This window comes from Ornithinimicrobium panacihumi (assembly GCF_052073805.1).
Lineage (GTDB): Bacteria > Actinomycetota > Actinomycetes > Actinomycetales > Dermatophilaceae > Ornithinicoccus > Ornithinicoccus panacihumi.
On the sequence record NZ_JBQGWG010000009.1, the window covers coordinates 115,391 to 128,784 of the forward strand.

Genomic DNA, 13,394 nt, shown 5'->3' on the forward strand with positions numbered 1-13,394 from the left:
GTGCCGGTCGGCCGATCCTGCCCCCATCCTGCCCGGAGGTGAGGGGCGCCGCATACCCCCTCGGAGATAGGCGCGGAGCGCCCGACCCGCCGGCGCCCAGGTTGCATCCAGCCTCAGTCTCGTTACGGTGGATGGCGCTCCCGGCCGGGGTAGCCCCTGGCCACACCCGACCGGAAGAACCCGATGCTGACATCGCTGCACGACCGACTGCGCCTGCGCACCTCCCCCACGATCTTCTTCGGATCGGTGGCCCTGGCCGCCCTCTTCATCGCGGTGACCCTGGCCTTCCCGTCCGCCACGGCGAGCTTCTTCTCCGCCGGCTCCGGGTGGATCATCCAGAACCTGGGGTGGTTCTACATCCTGGGCGTCACGGTCTTCCTCATCTACCTAATCATGACGGCCGCCAGCCGCTTCGGCCGGATCCGGCTCTCCCCCCAGGATGAGCCCCCGGAGCACTCGTTCACGGCCTGGTTCGCGATGCTCTTCGCCGCCGGGATCGGCACGATCCTGATGTTCTGGGGCGTGGCCGAGCCGGTGAACCACTTCGCCAACCCGCCGATGGCCAACGTCGAGCCGGGCAGCGACGCGGCCGCCAAGCAGGCCATGAGCTTCACGCTCTACCACTTCGGGCTGCACACCTGGACGATCTTCGCCCTCCCGTCGCTGGCCTTCGCCTACTTCATCTACCAGCGCAACCTGCCGCCGCGGGTGAGCTCGCTGTTCCACCCGCTGCTCGGCGACAAGGGCATCCACGGCCCGGTCGGCAAGGCCATCGACATCCTGGCGATCGTCGGCACCGTCTTCGGCGTGGCCGTCTCCATCGCGCTGGGCACGCTCCAGATCAACGCCGGTCTGTCGCGGGTGCTGGGGATCGACCAGACCGCCCTGAGCATCATGCTCATCGTCGGCACCGTCTCCCTCGTCGCGCTCGGCTCCGTCTGGCTCGGCCTGGACAAGGGCGTCAAGGTGCTGTCCAACGTCAACATCCTGGCTGCCGTGGCGCTGATGCTCTTCGTCCTCGTCTCCGGCCCGACCCTGCACCTGCTGCGCGGGACCATCGAGGCGGTCGGCTACTACGCGACCAGCCTGCCCGGGCTCTCCTTCTGGAACGACGCCTTCGACGACAACGTGGGCTGGCAGCAGGGCTGGACCATCTTCTACTGGGCCTGGACCATCACCTGGAGCCCGTTCGTGGGCATCTTCATCGCGCGCATCTCCCGTGGCCGGACGATCCGCGAGTTCGTCACCGGCGTGCTCCTGGCCCCGGTGAGCTTCTCGGTGATCTGGTACGGCATCTTCGCCTTCGCCAGCTTCGACATCATCCAGAACCGGGAGGGCGGCGGCCAGCTGGTCGACGTCGTGACCGGTGAGGGCGGCGCCCCGGTGGCGCTCTTCGAGTTCCTCTCCCACTTCCCGCTCACCACGGTGATGTCGGTCTTCTCGATCTGCATCGTGGCGCTGTTCTTCGTGACCTCGATGGACTCGGCCTCCCTGGTGCTGGACTCCATGGCCCGGGGGCACGACGACGACTCCCGGGTGCCGGTGCACCAGCGGATCATCTGGGCGCTCATCATCGGCGTCGTCGCCGCGGTCCTGCTGACCTTCTCCCCCGACGCCGGCATCACGGCGCTGTCGGAGTTCATCACGATCGTCGGGCTGCCCTTCTTCGTCATGGGCTATCTGATGATGTGGGCGCTCAACCGCGCCATGCGCGAGGACGCAGGCGAGCTGCTGCCGCTGGCGACCAAGCGCTGGCGCCGGGTGCTGCCCCCGGACGAGGCCGAGCGTCGCCTCGAGGAGGGCGAGACCGAGGTCTGGACCGAGACCGGGGTCGAGCACGACCCGCACTACACGACCGCCGAGGGACAGATCATCGCGGCGCCGGAGACCGAGGCCTATGTCGCCACGGACCTGGTCGACGCCGACGGCAACGAGGCCTTCGTCGAGGAGGACGCGCAGACGGTCGAGCGTCGCTGACCGTCCGAGTCGGATGGTCCGTCGCTGACCGTCCGGGTCGGGTGGCCTGTCGCTGACCATCCGGGCCGGATGACGCCCTTGACACGCCTGTTAACGTCCACGTCGACCCCAGAACGAGGACAGGTATGCAGATCGTCAAGGCCGTCATCCACCACATCAACCTGCCGCTGCGCGAGCCCTTCGTCATCAGCTACGCCCGCTGGGACGCGATGCCCTCGGTGGTGGTGGAGCTGCACACCGACGACGGCCGGGTGGGCTGGGGCGAGGGCGTGGCCGACGAGTTCGTCACCGGCGAGAACACGAGAGCCTCGGTCCAGGTCCTCGGGCACGTGCTGCTGCCGGAGGTCATGCGGGCCGACCTGCGGCCTGCCGACCTGCAAGCGCTGCACGCCACGATGGACGCCCGCATCGGCGGCAACCCCTCGGCCAAGGCCGCCATCGACCTGGCCTTCCACGACCTCCTCGGGCAGGAGGCCGGCCTGCCGGTCTGCGACCTGCTGGGCGGCCGCGACGACGACGCGCTGACCTATCCCCACGTCGTGTCCATCGGCACCCCCGAGGACATGGCCGCCCACGCCGAGCGCGGCATCGAGAGGGGCTACGCCGCCATCAAGATCAAGGTCGGCTCCGGCGACGCCCGCGAGGACGTCCGCCGCATCCGGGCGGTCTGCGAGGCGGTCGACCACCGGGTGCCGGTCCGGGTCGACGTCAACCAGGGCTGGGGCTCCCCCGCCGTGGCCATCGAGTCGGTGCGCGACCTGGGCGGCCTGGGCATCGCCTGGGTCGAGGAGCCGATCCGGATGGGCAACATCGAGGGGCTGGCCGAGGTGCGGCGCCACAGTCCCGTGCCGATCATGGCCGACGAGACCTGTCAGGGGCCCGAGACGCTCCTGCGGATCGTCCAGGCGCGCGCGGCCGACCTGGTCAACATCAAGCTGATGAAGACCTCCGGCCTGCACAAGGCCGCCCAGATGGCCGGGATCGCCGAGGCGGCCGGGCTGACGGTCCAGATCGGCTCGATGGTCGAGTCCTCGGTCGCCTCCGCGGCCGGCTACCACCTGGCCGCCGCCCGCCGGGTCATCCACTCCACCGAGCTGACCGGTCCGTTGCTGTTCTCCGAGGAGATCGGAGACCTCGCCTACACGCCCCCGGGCGTGGCGCTGCCGCATACCCCGGGCCTGGGCGTGGTCGTGGACCGCGACCAGCTCGAGAAGCTGACCGAGGACCGGCGAGAGGTGACCCGATGAGAAAGGTGGACCAGTGAGCACCGCAGCCCACGCCCACGACGCGAGAGATCCCAAGAAGCCGCAGAAGGACGAGGACGGCCCGGAGCGCAAGGGCTTCGTCTTCCCGCACACCTACGCGATCATCCTGGGCATCGCCGCCATCGCGGCGGTGCTGACCTATCTGATCCCGGCCGGGCAGTTCGAGACCGAGACCAAGGTGGTCAACGGGGTCGAGCGCAACCTGGTCGTCGACGGCTCCTACCAGCCCGTGGACCAGAACCCGATCAACGCCTTCGAGCTCTTCCAGGCCATCCCCAAGGGCCTGGAGGCCGGCGCCTCGATCGTCTTCTACATCTTCCTGGTGGCCGGCGCCTTCGCCGTGATTCGCGAGACCGGGGCGATCGAGGGCCTGGTCAGCCGCCTGATCAAGATCTTCGGCAAGCGCGACCAGCTGCTCATCCCGGTGCTGATGACGACCTTCTCGATCCTCGGCTTCACCGTCGGGATGGCCGAGGAGGCGATCGTCTTCGTCCCGATCGTGGTCGCGATCATGTGGTCCTTCGGCTACGACCGGGTCACGGGTGCGGCCATCGTCATCCTGGGTGCGGCGGCCGGGTTCTCCGGCGGGATGTTCAACCCGTTCACGGTCGGGATCGCCCAGGGCATCGCGGAGGTGCAGCTCTTCAGCGGCTGGCAGTTCCGGATGGTGCCCTACCTGTTCTTCCTCGCCGCCGCGATCCTGTTCGTGATGCGCTACTCCCGGAAGGTGCGTGCCAACCCGGAGGTCAGCGTCGTCGCCGACCTGGAGAAGAACCGGCTCGCGGAGGGAGAGGACGGGGGCGCCGACGAGCTGGACCTGCAGGACTTCACCGCCCGGCACGGCATCGTCCTGGGACTGCTCGCCTTCGCCATCGGCCTGAACATGTGGGGCATCTTCACCCACGGCTGGTTCCTCACCGAGATGACGGCGGTCTTCATCATGCTCGGCCTGGTGACCGGCCTGATCGGTGGCCTCGGGCTCAACGGCACCTTCGACGCCTTCATCGACGGGATGAAGGGCATCGTCTTCGGCGCTATCATCGTCGGCTTCGCCCGGGCGATCCTGGTCATCCTCGAGGACGGCCTGATCATCCACACCATCCTGGACTGGCTCTCGGGCCTGCTGTCCTCGCTGCCGGGGCCGATCATCGCGGTCAGCATGTTCTTCACCCAGACCGTGCTCAACCTGTTCATCCCCTCCGGCAGCGGCCAGGCGGCCACCACGATGCCGATCATGGCGCCGTTGTCGGACCTGGTCGGGATCGACCGGCAGGTCGCGGTGCTGGCCTTCCAGTACGGCGACGGGCTGAGCAACTCGATCATCCCCACGTCGGCCGCGCTGCTGGCGAGCCTGGCGATCGCGAACATCCCCTACGAGAAGTGGGTCAAGTTCCTCTGGCCGCTGACCTGCATCTGGATCGTCATCGCGGCGATCTCGGTGGTGGTCGCCGAGATGATCGGGCTGACCTGATGGGTGGGGGCGAGACGGATCTGGGAGCGCGCGCCGAGGAGCTGGACCTGGGCGCCAAGGTCGCGCAGTGGCACGCGTGGCTGGACGAGCACCCCGAGCCGGCGTGGAAGGAGACCGGCACCACCGCATACCTCCTCGAGCAGCTCGAGCCGCTGGACGCGACGGTGCACACGCAGGAGGACCGGACCGGCGCGATCGTCGAGCTCGGCGACGGGCCACGGTGGATCGGGCTGCGGGCCGACCTCGACGCCATCTGGATGGGTGACGAGGACGGGTATGCGGTGCACTCCTGCGGTCATTCCGCGCACATGGCGATCGTGCTGGGCGCGGCACACCTGCTCGCGGGTCGCGTGCCGGAGGGCGTGGGTGTGCGGCTGCTGCTCCAGCCGGCGGAGGAGCCGGGGACCGGGGCTGCGGACCTCATCGAGCGCGGGGCGCTGGAGGGGATGAGCCATCTCTTCGGCATGCACCTGCGGCCCGCGGAGGAGCTGGACAACGGCTGGTTCGCGCCGGCGCTGCACAGCGGTGCGTCGGAGACGGGGCGGGTGACGATCGTCGGGCAGGACGCGCACGGGGCCAGGCCGCACCAGGGTGCCAACGCGATCGACCCGCTGGTGGCGCTGCACCAGGTGCTGCCGAGGCTGCGGTTCGCGCCGTCGGAGTCCTACTCGGCCAAGATCACCCGGATCCGGGCGGGCGGGTCGAGCACCAACGTGATCCCGGGACGGGCCGAGTGCGCGATCGACATCCGGGCCCAGCGCAACGAGGTGCTGGAGCAGCTGCACGAGCGGATCGATCAGGCCGCGGCCGGGATCGCGACGACCTACGGGGTGGACATCGAGATCGGGTGGAGCGAGCACACGCCCGGCGCCGAGGTGCACCCGGAGGCGGCCAAGCTGCTGCGCGCCGCGATCGTCGAGGTCGCGGGTGAGGAGCGGCTGGCCGAGGAGATCGTCACGCCGGGTGCCGACGACTTCCACATCTACTCCTACGGGCGGCCCGAGCTGCGCACCGCGATGCTGGCCGTCGGGGTGGGGCTGACGCCGGGGCTGCACCACCCGGAGGTGACCTACGCGACCGAGGCGCTGCCGGTGGCGGCGCAGATCCTGGCGCGGGCGGTGCTGGCGGCGGCTCAGGCCGAGGTGGGCTGAGCCTGCCACCAGGCGACGATCCGGTCCACGACGGGGCCGGGCGTGCGCGCCCAGGGCAGGTGGCCGTTGGAATGCCCCTCGGGGACGTCGGCGTCGGCGTAGGTCCAGTGCTGCGTCGCGGCGGGGTCGAAGAGGCGGTCGCCGAAGGCCCGGACGGCCCGCTCGGGGGCGTAGGAGTCACCCTCCAGCGAGATGAGGAGGGTGGGGCTGGTGATGCGCGGGGTGTGCGGCGGCCCGGTGAAGGGCAGCGTGCCGCGGACGGCTATCCGGCCCCATTCCCGCATGAGAGTGCGGGCGCCGGGGCCGCCGAAGGCTGGCTTGGGGACGTGGCCGAAGAGCCGGGTCAGGACCGGCACGCCGAGGCCACCCATGATGGCCGGCGGGAGGGCCAGGCGCGGCGGGTAGTCCCGGCGGTAGGGCAGGCAGCCGCCGACCGTGACGACGGCGTCGGCCGGGGTCCGCGTCGTGAGCTGGTGGCCGGCGGCGAGCTGGGCGCCGAGGCTGTGGCCGAGCAGGATGACGGGCCGGTCGGGCTGCTGGGTGCGGGCCTGCGCGACGGCGTCGGCGATGACCTCGATCTCGTCGGCGTAGGACCAGTCGTTGCCGCGGGCGGCGGGGGCGTCGTCAGGCTCGAAGCCGCGGCGGGGCAGGGCCCTGGCGTCCCAGCCGCGGGCCTGGAGGTCCTCGACGAGGATGCGGTAGTAGCGCGAGCCGACACCCATGGCCGGGCTGATGAGAACGATCGGGGCGTGGTGCGACGGGCTCACCTGCGCGACGATAGCGCGTGGCTCACTCGATGGCGGTGGGGTCGGTCCAGGTCTGGGAGCCGAGGGTGAGCGAGAAGCCCTTCTCCTCGCCTTCGTCGGCGCCAGCGGCATCCAGCCACGGGCCGATGGCCGTGCCCTCCAGGGCGGCGAGCGCGCAGGGCGTGGTCGAGGATGTCGCAATGGATCGAGTCGGCGGCGGACGTCGCGTCGAGCGCGGTGACCGCCTCCGCCCACCACCGGATCGGCGCCGGGTCCACGGGGGCCAGATAGCGCACGTCGGCGGTCGAGTGCGAGCCCTAGACGCTCCAGTGCGACTCCTGGAAGCCGAAGCTCACCTCCGCCAGTCGCTCGGCGGTCAGCTCGGGGTCGGAGGTCAGCTCCTCGGTCAGGGTGACCCAGGACTCGATGCTGCGCGCAGCCGGCTCAGATCCGGGTATGTGGTGGCTCTCGGTCCGCACGTCCCTCACTGCGGGCACGGACTCCAGCTGCTCCTGCAGGGTGGGGCTGGGCGCCGTGTCCATGAACAGGCCGCGGTAGAGCAGAGTCCCGCCGATCGCCAGGATCGCCAGGAGCACCGCCACGATGAAGATGAGGAAGGGGATCGGCGGACGCTCGGACGGCTGGCTCACGGGCAGCCACGATAGGACAGTGCCGCGGGTCAGGCGAAGAGCTCGGGCCGGCCGAACATCGTGGCGGTGTCGCGGGCGGTCGGGGTGCCGGCGTCCGGGTCGGCCCCGGCCTCCAGCAGCACGCGGACGACCTCGTCGGCCTGCTTGAAGACGGCACCGGCCAGGGGCGACTGGCCGCGCTCGTTGAGCGCGTCGACGTCGGCGCCGCGGCGGGCCAGCTCGGCCACGGTCTCGGGATGGTCGTGATAGGCGGCGAGCATCAGCAGGGTGTTGCCGTCGGCGTCGCTGAGGTCGACCGGGGCACCGGCCTCGACATAGGCGGCCAGGCGATCGGTCTGGCCCTGCCGGGCGAGGTCGAAGAGCCAGTTGGCCAGCGCGTGCGGGTCGGAGCCGTCGGGGACCGTCGTCATGGGGCAAGCCTAGGTGGGCCTGTCCCGGGGTGCCCCTGGCCATCCCGATGATCAACCAAAGGGTGGACGTGCGGGGACCTCCGCCGAGGGGTCCGACGACGGACCCTGGAAACATGCTCACGCTCGCCATCATCCTCATCACCGCCGCTCTCGTCCTCTACACCTGGGGCGTCTGGGCGGAGCACCGCGCAGGAACCCTGCTGCCCCAGCACGCGGTCCTCTTCGGGCTGGGCCTGGCCGCGGACGCCAGCGGCACGTGGGTGATGAGCCAGATCGCCGACACGGGGGCGGCGAGCCCGACCGGGTTGGGCGGGGTGCTCTACTCGCTGATGGCGGTCACCGGTGCGCTCGCCCTGATCCTGATGGCCCTGCACCTCGCGTGGGCGATCGTGGTCCTCGTCCGGGACCGGGAGGGCGAGCGGAAGGTCTTCCACCGGTTCTCGGTCGTGGTGTGGGCGATCTGGCTGGTTCCCTACTTCACGGGGATGCTCGGCGCGATGCTCTAATGGGGAGGGTCGCCGCCACCGTGGGCGGTGACCACGATCCTCCAAGGAGCTCCATGCGCACCGTGACGCGAATCGTCTCCGGGCTGTTCCTCGGGTTGTTCTTCGCCGCGCTGCTCTTCGCGGCCGGCGCCTACTTCTGGCCCAAGATGCCCTTCCAGACCGAGACGATCGATCGGAGCCAGCCGGTGCTGCTCGCCGGCGAGCGCTCGCTCTTCGTGGCGGCGGGCACGGTCAACGCCTACGTCGACTTCTCGACGATGGCCGAGGGAGACCTCACCCTGTCCGAGGACGGCACCTCGGTGGAGATCCGCCTGCCGGAGGCTCAGCTGGACAAGCCCAACATCGACCAGGAGCGCAGCTACCTCTACTCCCAGGAGCGTGGCGTGGTGAACCGGATCGGTGACGCCATCTCCCCGCAGGACCAGCAGGACCTCTACCTGCACTCCGAGCAGAAGCTCGCGGCCGCCGCCGAGGAGTCAGAGCTGGTCGAGCGCGCTGAGGCCAACACCAAGGAGATGCTGACCGGGATGTTCGGTGCCCTTGAGCTGGACGTCACCTTCGTCGACGAAGGTGACGACGGAGGGATACGGTGCACCTCCATCGGCCACGTCGATGACGGAGGAGCCGCCGAGACGCTCGGTGGTCTCGGCATAGGGGCCGTCGGAGAAGACCGGCTCCCGTCCCTCAGAACGGGTCGACGACCGGGCTGATCTGCATGTCGTAGGCCGGCAGGAGACGCAGGAGCTCCAGGACGACGTCGAGGTCGGGCGCCTCGAGCAGGTAGAACCCGCCCAGGTGCTCCACCGCCTCGGCGAAGGGGCCGTCGGTGACGAGTCGCTCACCGCCACGGAAGCGGACGGTCGTGGACACGTCGCCCTCCCCCAGCGCCTCACCGGCCAAGATCTCCACGCCGTCGCGGCCGTCGCAGGCGGCACCGAAGTCCTGGAACTTCTGCATCAACGCACCCTGCTCGGCCTCCGACATCTGCGGCCAGGGCTTCTCGGCCCCGTCGTCCATCAGCAGCACCAGATACTTCATGGATCGCTCCTTCGCACCGGGCCGCCGGGGTGCGGCCGCTCACCCTCATGACGCGCGGGCCTCTGCCAGATCGACCGACCCGACGCGGGATTCCCAGTGATCTGTATCACACCAGGGAGGGACCCGGTTGAACAACAGGCGAACTGGCCACTCCCACGCCGCCGACATCCCCCCATCGCTGCAGCAGATGGAGTAGACAGTGCCTGACAAGTCAGGTCTTTCAGCAGAGAGGCTCATGGGGGTTCATGGATCAGGGCATGCAGGAGGAGTCCGCCCGGGTGGCGCTGCCGCTCCGGGATCGTTCGACCCCTCGCCTCGTAGGGCTATCCCCCCGACGCTCGGGAGGGTCGCACCCTCGTGCCGCACGTCTGCTGCCGCGACGCTGGAGCCATGGACGTTCACCTGCTCATCAGCCTGAAGACGGACGGCGGTCACCGATGACTACGACCATGGTCTCTCCGAACGGATACCCCGGGCCGATGACGCACTCGGCCTCTCGCAGACACGATCAAGGTATGCAGCGACTCCACCCCGTGCGTCCGCGCAGGATCCTCCTGCTCACGGACTCCTACCGCCCCACCGTCAACGGCGTCGTCACCTCGATCGACGAGCTGCGCATGGGCCTGATCGAGGCCGGTCACGAGGTGCGGGTGCTCACGGTCGGACCGACCCGTCGCACGACCTTCGACGGGCAAATCTACCGGGTGCCGTCGATGGACGCCAGCCACATCTACCCGCACGCGCGGATCGGCCGGCCCCTGGACCGCGACCTCTTCTCCGCGCTGGTGGACTGGCGCCCGGAGGTGCTGCACAGCCACACCGAGTTCAGCGTGTTCTGGTGGGCCCGCCGCCTGGCCAACCGCCTCGCCGTGCCGCACGTGCACACCTACCACACGCTCTACGCGGACTACACGCACTACTTCTTCCCGCACGAACGGGCAGGACGGGCCCTGTGCGCCTCCTTCGCGCGCCGCACCCTCAACCGCACCGACACGGTCATCGCCCCAACGGCCAAGATCGAGAAGCTGCTCAAGAGCTATGGCGTGCGCGTGCCGATCGCGGTCGTGCCCACCGGCGTCGACCTGACCCGCTTCACGCCCGGCGACGGCTCCCCCGAGCTGCGGGCCTCGCTAGGGCTCGACCCGGACATCCCCGTCATCCTCAGCCTGGGCCGGCTCGCGGCCGAGAAGAACATCACCGAGGTCATCGACCTGCTGGCCACCGTCGAGGAGCCCTGGCAGCTGGTGGTCGCTGGCGACGGTCCCCTGGCGGGGCAGCTGCGGCGGCAGGTCGAGCGCCTGGGGATCGCGCAGCGCGTCCGCTTCGTCGGCGCGATCGAGCCGACCAGGGTGCCGGAGTTCTACCGGCTGGCCGACATCTTCGTCTCCGGCTCGATGAGCGAGACCCAGGGGTTGACCTATCTCGAGGCGCTGGCCTGCGGGGTCCCGGTGCTGTGCCGGGACGACAGCTCGCTGGACGGGATCGTCCTGGACGACGTCAACGGCCGCCGCTACAGCACCCCGGAGGAGTTCACCGCGGCGCTGAGCACCATGCTGGGCGACCCGGAGCAGCGGTCCCGCTGGAGCGAGGGCGCGCTGAAGACGGCCTCCGGCTACGGCCGCGGCAGCTTCGTCGAGGCGATCTGCGCCGCCTACGACCGCGCGCTGTGCGCGATCGGCACCGCCCGGTGGGCAGCATGACGACCATCGCGGCGGGACGGCGCAAGGCGGGGACGACCACCCACCCCCACCTCCACACGGCGCCGGCCGCGCGCAGAGGTGCGCTGCCGCATACCGTGGAGAAGGCGCAGCCGGGGGTGGCCGCCGCAGGGGCCGGGGATGAGGTGGTGGAGATGAGGCGCGAAGAGAGGCTGACGCCCACGCCCAAGGCCGCCGCTTTCCTGAGGTGGTCGCGGCGGGTGACCGTCGTCGGGTGGCTGACGATCGTGGCGATGGTGATCGGGGGCGTCCAGTCCGGGGTGCTGACCGACATCGACCGGCTGCGCGCGTTCGTCGACGGCTTCGGCCCCTTGGCGCCGGCGGTCTACACGTTGATGGGGGCCAGCGAGGCCATCTTCCCGGTGGTGCCCGGGTCGGTGACGCTCATCGCGGCCCCGGTGCTCTTCGGCCCGCTCGTGGGTTTCTTCACCGCCTATGCCGCGACCTGCCTGGGGTCGACCGCGGTCTTCGCGCTGTCGAGGAACGTCGGTCACGAGCTGCTCTACACGCGCTTCCGGCCCTCGACGGTCGAGCGCTACCTGGGGTGGCTGCAGCACCGGCACTTCGCCCGGTGGTTCGCGCTGGCGATCGCGCTGCCCGTCGCGCCGGACGACCTGATCTGCTATCTCGCCGGGCTCTCCAGCATGCGCTGGCGGACCTTCCTGATCACGATCCTGCTGCTCAAGCCGTGGGCGCTGATCCTCTACGTCTTCGGGATCCTGAAGATCCTGTCCATCTGGTTCCCGTGGTTGCTGGCATGAGCGGGCGCGTGCTGACGGTCAACATGGCCAGCGAGAGCGACGTCTCCGTGCAGGGGCACGGCGTGCACACCGCCTATGTCGAGCTGGCCACGGCGCTGGAGCGTCGAGATGACGTCCGGCTCGTCCGGGGCGACTACGGCCGGCGCGTGGACTGCGACGTCTACCACCTGCACACGCTGGGGTCGAAGATGTGGCCCAAGATCCTGGACCGCCGCGCCAAGAAGGTGGTGTCGGCGCACGTCATACCCGACTCCTTGATCGGATCGATCCGCGGCGCGAAGCACTGGCGCCCGGTGGCGCGCCGCTACATGCAGTGGTTCTACGGGCGGGCCGACAAGGTCCTGGCCGTCTCCCGGACCGTCGCGCGGGCGCTGGAGAGCGAGCTCAAGGTCGACCCCGCCAAGGTCGAGGTGCTCTACAACACGATCGACATGGCGGCCTACCGGACGACGCCGCAGGACCGGGCGGCAGCGCGCGACGAGCTGGGCATCGAGTCCGACCGGTTCGTGGTCGTCGGCGTCGGGCAGGTGCAGCCGCGCAAGCGCGTCGACATCTTCGAAAGGCTCGCGCGTGAGCATCCGGACGTGCTCTTCGTGTGGGTCGGGGGCATCCCGTTCAAGCACATAGGGGCCGACTACGGCGCGATGAAGAAGCTGATGGACCGGGCCGGCGACCTGCCGAACCTGCGCTGCACCGATGTGGTCCCGCACCCGGAGGTGAAGAAGTACCTGCAGGCCGCGGACGTCTTCTGCCTGCCGGCCGAGCAGGAGAACCACCCGATGTGCATCCTCGAGGCTGCCGGGGTCGGGCTGCCGCTCGTGGCGCGCGACATCCCGGAGTACGACGACACCTTCGCCGATGATGTCCTCCGGTGCCGGGACGAGACCTTCGGCGAGGCGATCACGCTGCTCAAGGAGGACCCCGAGGCCTACCAGCAGTGGGCGGAGCGGTCGGAGGCGGTCCGGGAGCGCTTCGACAGTGCTGCGGCGGCGGAGCGGCTGGTCCAGATCTATGGGTCGGTATGCGGCAGTCGAGCGGGTGCGCCCCTCGCCTGAGTGCCCTCGTGGTCGGCGAACCTTCGCTCCTTCGTGGGAGGTCCCTGATAACGTCCTGAACGGCGAGCGGGGACCTGTTCGCTGGGCCGAGGGCCGACACGTGGGCGGGCTCGGGCCCGAGGACAAGGGGAGATCCGATGAAGAAGACCCGCTGGCTGATGCTGGCCGGAGGGCTCGCCCTCTCGCTCACCCTGACCGCCTGCGGCGGTGGCGGAGACGAGGCCAAGGCGGCCGAGGCCATCTCGCAGTCGATGATGGAGACCAGCGACGACTCGCTGACCGTCGACCAGGAGCAGGCCGACTGCATCGGCGAGGGCATGGTCGAAAAGATCGGGGTGGACAAGCTCAAGGAGTACGGCCTCCTCAACGAGGACCTGACGGCCAACGAGGCCGTGGGCGGGGTCACCATGGAGGCCGGCGACGCGGACGGGGCGGCCGAGACCATCGTGGGCTGCGTCGACACGCAGAAGATGATGGCCGACGAGCTCGCCGCCGACGGCACGCTCACCGAGGAGCAGCAGAAGTGCTTCGCCGAGGCGCTGGACGACGCCGCCATGAAGAAGATGTTCTCCCTGCTCTTCCAGGGCAAGGAGGAGGAGGCGACCAAGGACCTGATGGGGCCGGCGCTGAGCTGCCTGATGTGACC

Annotated in this window: 14 protein-coding genes; 10 read left to right on the plus strand and 4 right to left on the minus strand. The window is 69.9% G+C overall.

What is annotated here, in order from left to right; translation table 11 throughout:
- Positions 1-183 precede the first annotated feature (183 nt).
- The 4 genes from ACTMMA_RS10400 to ACTMMA_RS10415 all read left to right on the plus strand — a co-directional run bounded on the left by ACTMMA_RS10400 (position 184) and on the right by ACTMMA_RS10415 (position 5,864).
- The gene (locus ACTMMA_RS10400) at positions 184-1,977 is read left to right on the plus strand and encodes a BCCT family transporter (protein ID WP_441190056.1); all 1,794 of its coding nucleotides are present in this window, start codon (positions 184-186) and stop codon (positions 1,975-1,977) included.
- A 125-nt stretch (positions 1,978-2,102) separates the two neighbouring features.
- Positions 2,103-3,224 carry a mandelate racemase/muconate lactonizing enzyme family protein gene (locus ACTMMA_RS10405; RefSeq protein ID WP_441190057.1) on the plus strand — a complete coding sequence of 374 codons (1,122 nt, stop codon included), beginning with the start codon at positions 2,103-2,105 and terminating at the stop codon, positions 3,222-3,224.
- Positions 3,225-3,237: 13 nt separating this feature from the next.
- Positions 3,238-4,713: a YfcC family protein gene (locus tag ACTMMA_RS10410; protein WP_441190058.1), complete on the plus strand. Its 1,476-nt coding sequence runs from the start codon at positions 3,238-3,240 to the stop codon at positions 4,711-4,713.
- Complete coding sequence (locus tag ACTMMA_RS10415) at positions 4,713-5,864, plus strand: amidohydrolase (protein WP_441190059.1); 1,152 nt, start codon at positions 4,713-4,715, stop codon at positions 5,862-5,864. The genes ACTMMA_RS10410 and ACTMMA_RS10415 overlap by 1 nt, the downstream gene beginning before the upstream one ends.
- Here the strand turns inward: ACTMMA_RS10415 and ACTMMA_RS10420 are convergent.
- From ACTMMA_RS10420 to ACTMMA_RS10430, 3 genes are all read right to left on the minus strand, one after another.
- Positions 5,846-6,631, minus strand: coding sequence for an alpha/beta fold hydrolase (locus ACTMMA_RS10420; RefSeq protein WP_441190060.1), 786 nt, complete (start codon positions 6,629-6,631; stop codon positions 5,846-5,848). The genes ACTMMA_RS10415 and ACTMMA_RS10420 overlap by 19 nt on opposite strands.
- 296 nt (positions 6,632-6,927) lie before the next feature.
- Positions 6,928-7,260, minus strand: a complete 333-nt coding sequence (locus ACTMMA_RS10425) for a hypothetical protein (RefSeq protein WP_441190061.1) — start codon at positions 7,258-7,260, stop codon at positions 6,928-6,930.
- 29 nt (positions 7,261-7,289) lie between these two features.
- Positions 7,290-7,670: an ankyrin repeat domain-containing protein gene (locus ACTMMA_RS10430; protein ID WP_441190062.1), complete on the minus strand. Its 381-nt coding sequence runs from the start codon at positions 7,668-7,670 to the stop codon at positions 7,290-7,292.
- A 113-nt stretch (positions 7,671-7,783) separates the two neighbouring features.
- Here ACTMMA_RS10430 and ACTMMA_RS10435 point away from each other — a divergent pair, with 113 nt between their 5' ends.
- Together ACTMMA_RS10435 and ACTMMA_RS10440 are read left to right on the plus strand one after the other, a co-directional pair.
- Positions 7,784-8,176, plus strand: coding sequence for an HsmA family protein (locus ACTMMA_RS10435; RefSeq protein ID WP_441190063.1), 393 nt, complete (start codon positions 7,784-7,786; stop codon positions 8,174-8,176).
- A gap of 53 nt (positions 8,177-8,229) precedes the next feature.
- Positions 8,230-8,886 (plus strand): DUF4230 domain-containing protein, encoded by a 657-nt coding sequence (locus ACTMMA_RS10440; RefSeq protein WP_441190064.1) that lies wholly within the window; start codon positions 8,230-8,232, stop codon positions 8,884-8,886.
- Here the strand turns inward: ACTMMA_RS10440 and ACTMMA_RS10445 are convergent.
- Positions 8,861-9,214 (minus strand): YciI family protein, encoded by a 354-nt coding sequence (locus ACTMMA_RS10445; protein WP_441190065.1) that lies wholly within the window; start codon positions 9,212-9,214, stop codon positions 8,861-8,863. The genes ACTMMA_RS10440 and ACTMMA_RS10445 overlap by 26 nt on opposite strands.
- Before the next feature lie 515 nt (positions 9,215-9,729).
- On the opposite strand from ACTMMA_RS10445, the gene ACTMMA_RS10450 reads away from it, so the two are divergent.
- The 4 genes from ACTMMA_RS10450 (at position 9,730) to ACTMMA_RS10465 (ending at position 13,392) form a co-directional block, all read left to right on the plus strand.
- Positions 9,730-10,914 (plus strand): glycosyltransferase, encoded by a 1,185-nt coding sequence (locus ACTMMA_RS10450; protein ID WP_441190066.1) that lies wholly within the window; start codon positions 9,730-9,732, stop codon positions 10,912-10,914.
- The gene (locus ACTMMA_RS10455) at positions 10,911-11,693 is read left to right on the plus strand and encodes a TVP38/TMEM64 family protein (protein WP_441190067.1); all 783 of its coding nucleotides are present in this window, start codon (positions 10,911-10,913) and stop codon (positions 11,691-11,693) included. The genes ACTMMA_RS10450 and ACTMMA_RS10455 overlap by 4 nt, the downstream gene beginning before the upstream one ends.
- A complete protein-coding gene (locus ACTMMA_RS10460) occupies positions 11,690-12,748 on the plus strand; it encodes a glycosyltransferase family 4 protein (RefSeq protein ID WP_441190068.1) in 1,059 nt (352 codons plus the stop codon). The genes ACTMMA_RS10455 and ACTMMA_RS10460 overlap by 4 nt, the downstream gene beginning before the upstream one ends.
- Positions 12,749-12,885: 137 nt before the next feature.
- Entirely contained in the window at positions 12,886-13,392 is a 507-nt protein-coding gene (locus ACTMMA_RS10465; RefSeq protein WP_441190069.1) for a hypothetical protein, read from the plus strand.
- Positions 13,393-13,394 lie beyond the last annotated feature (2 nt).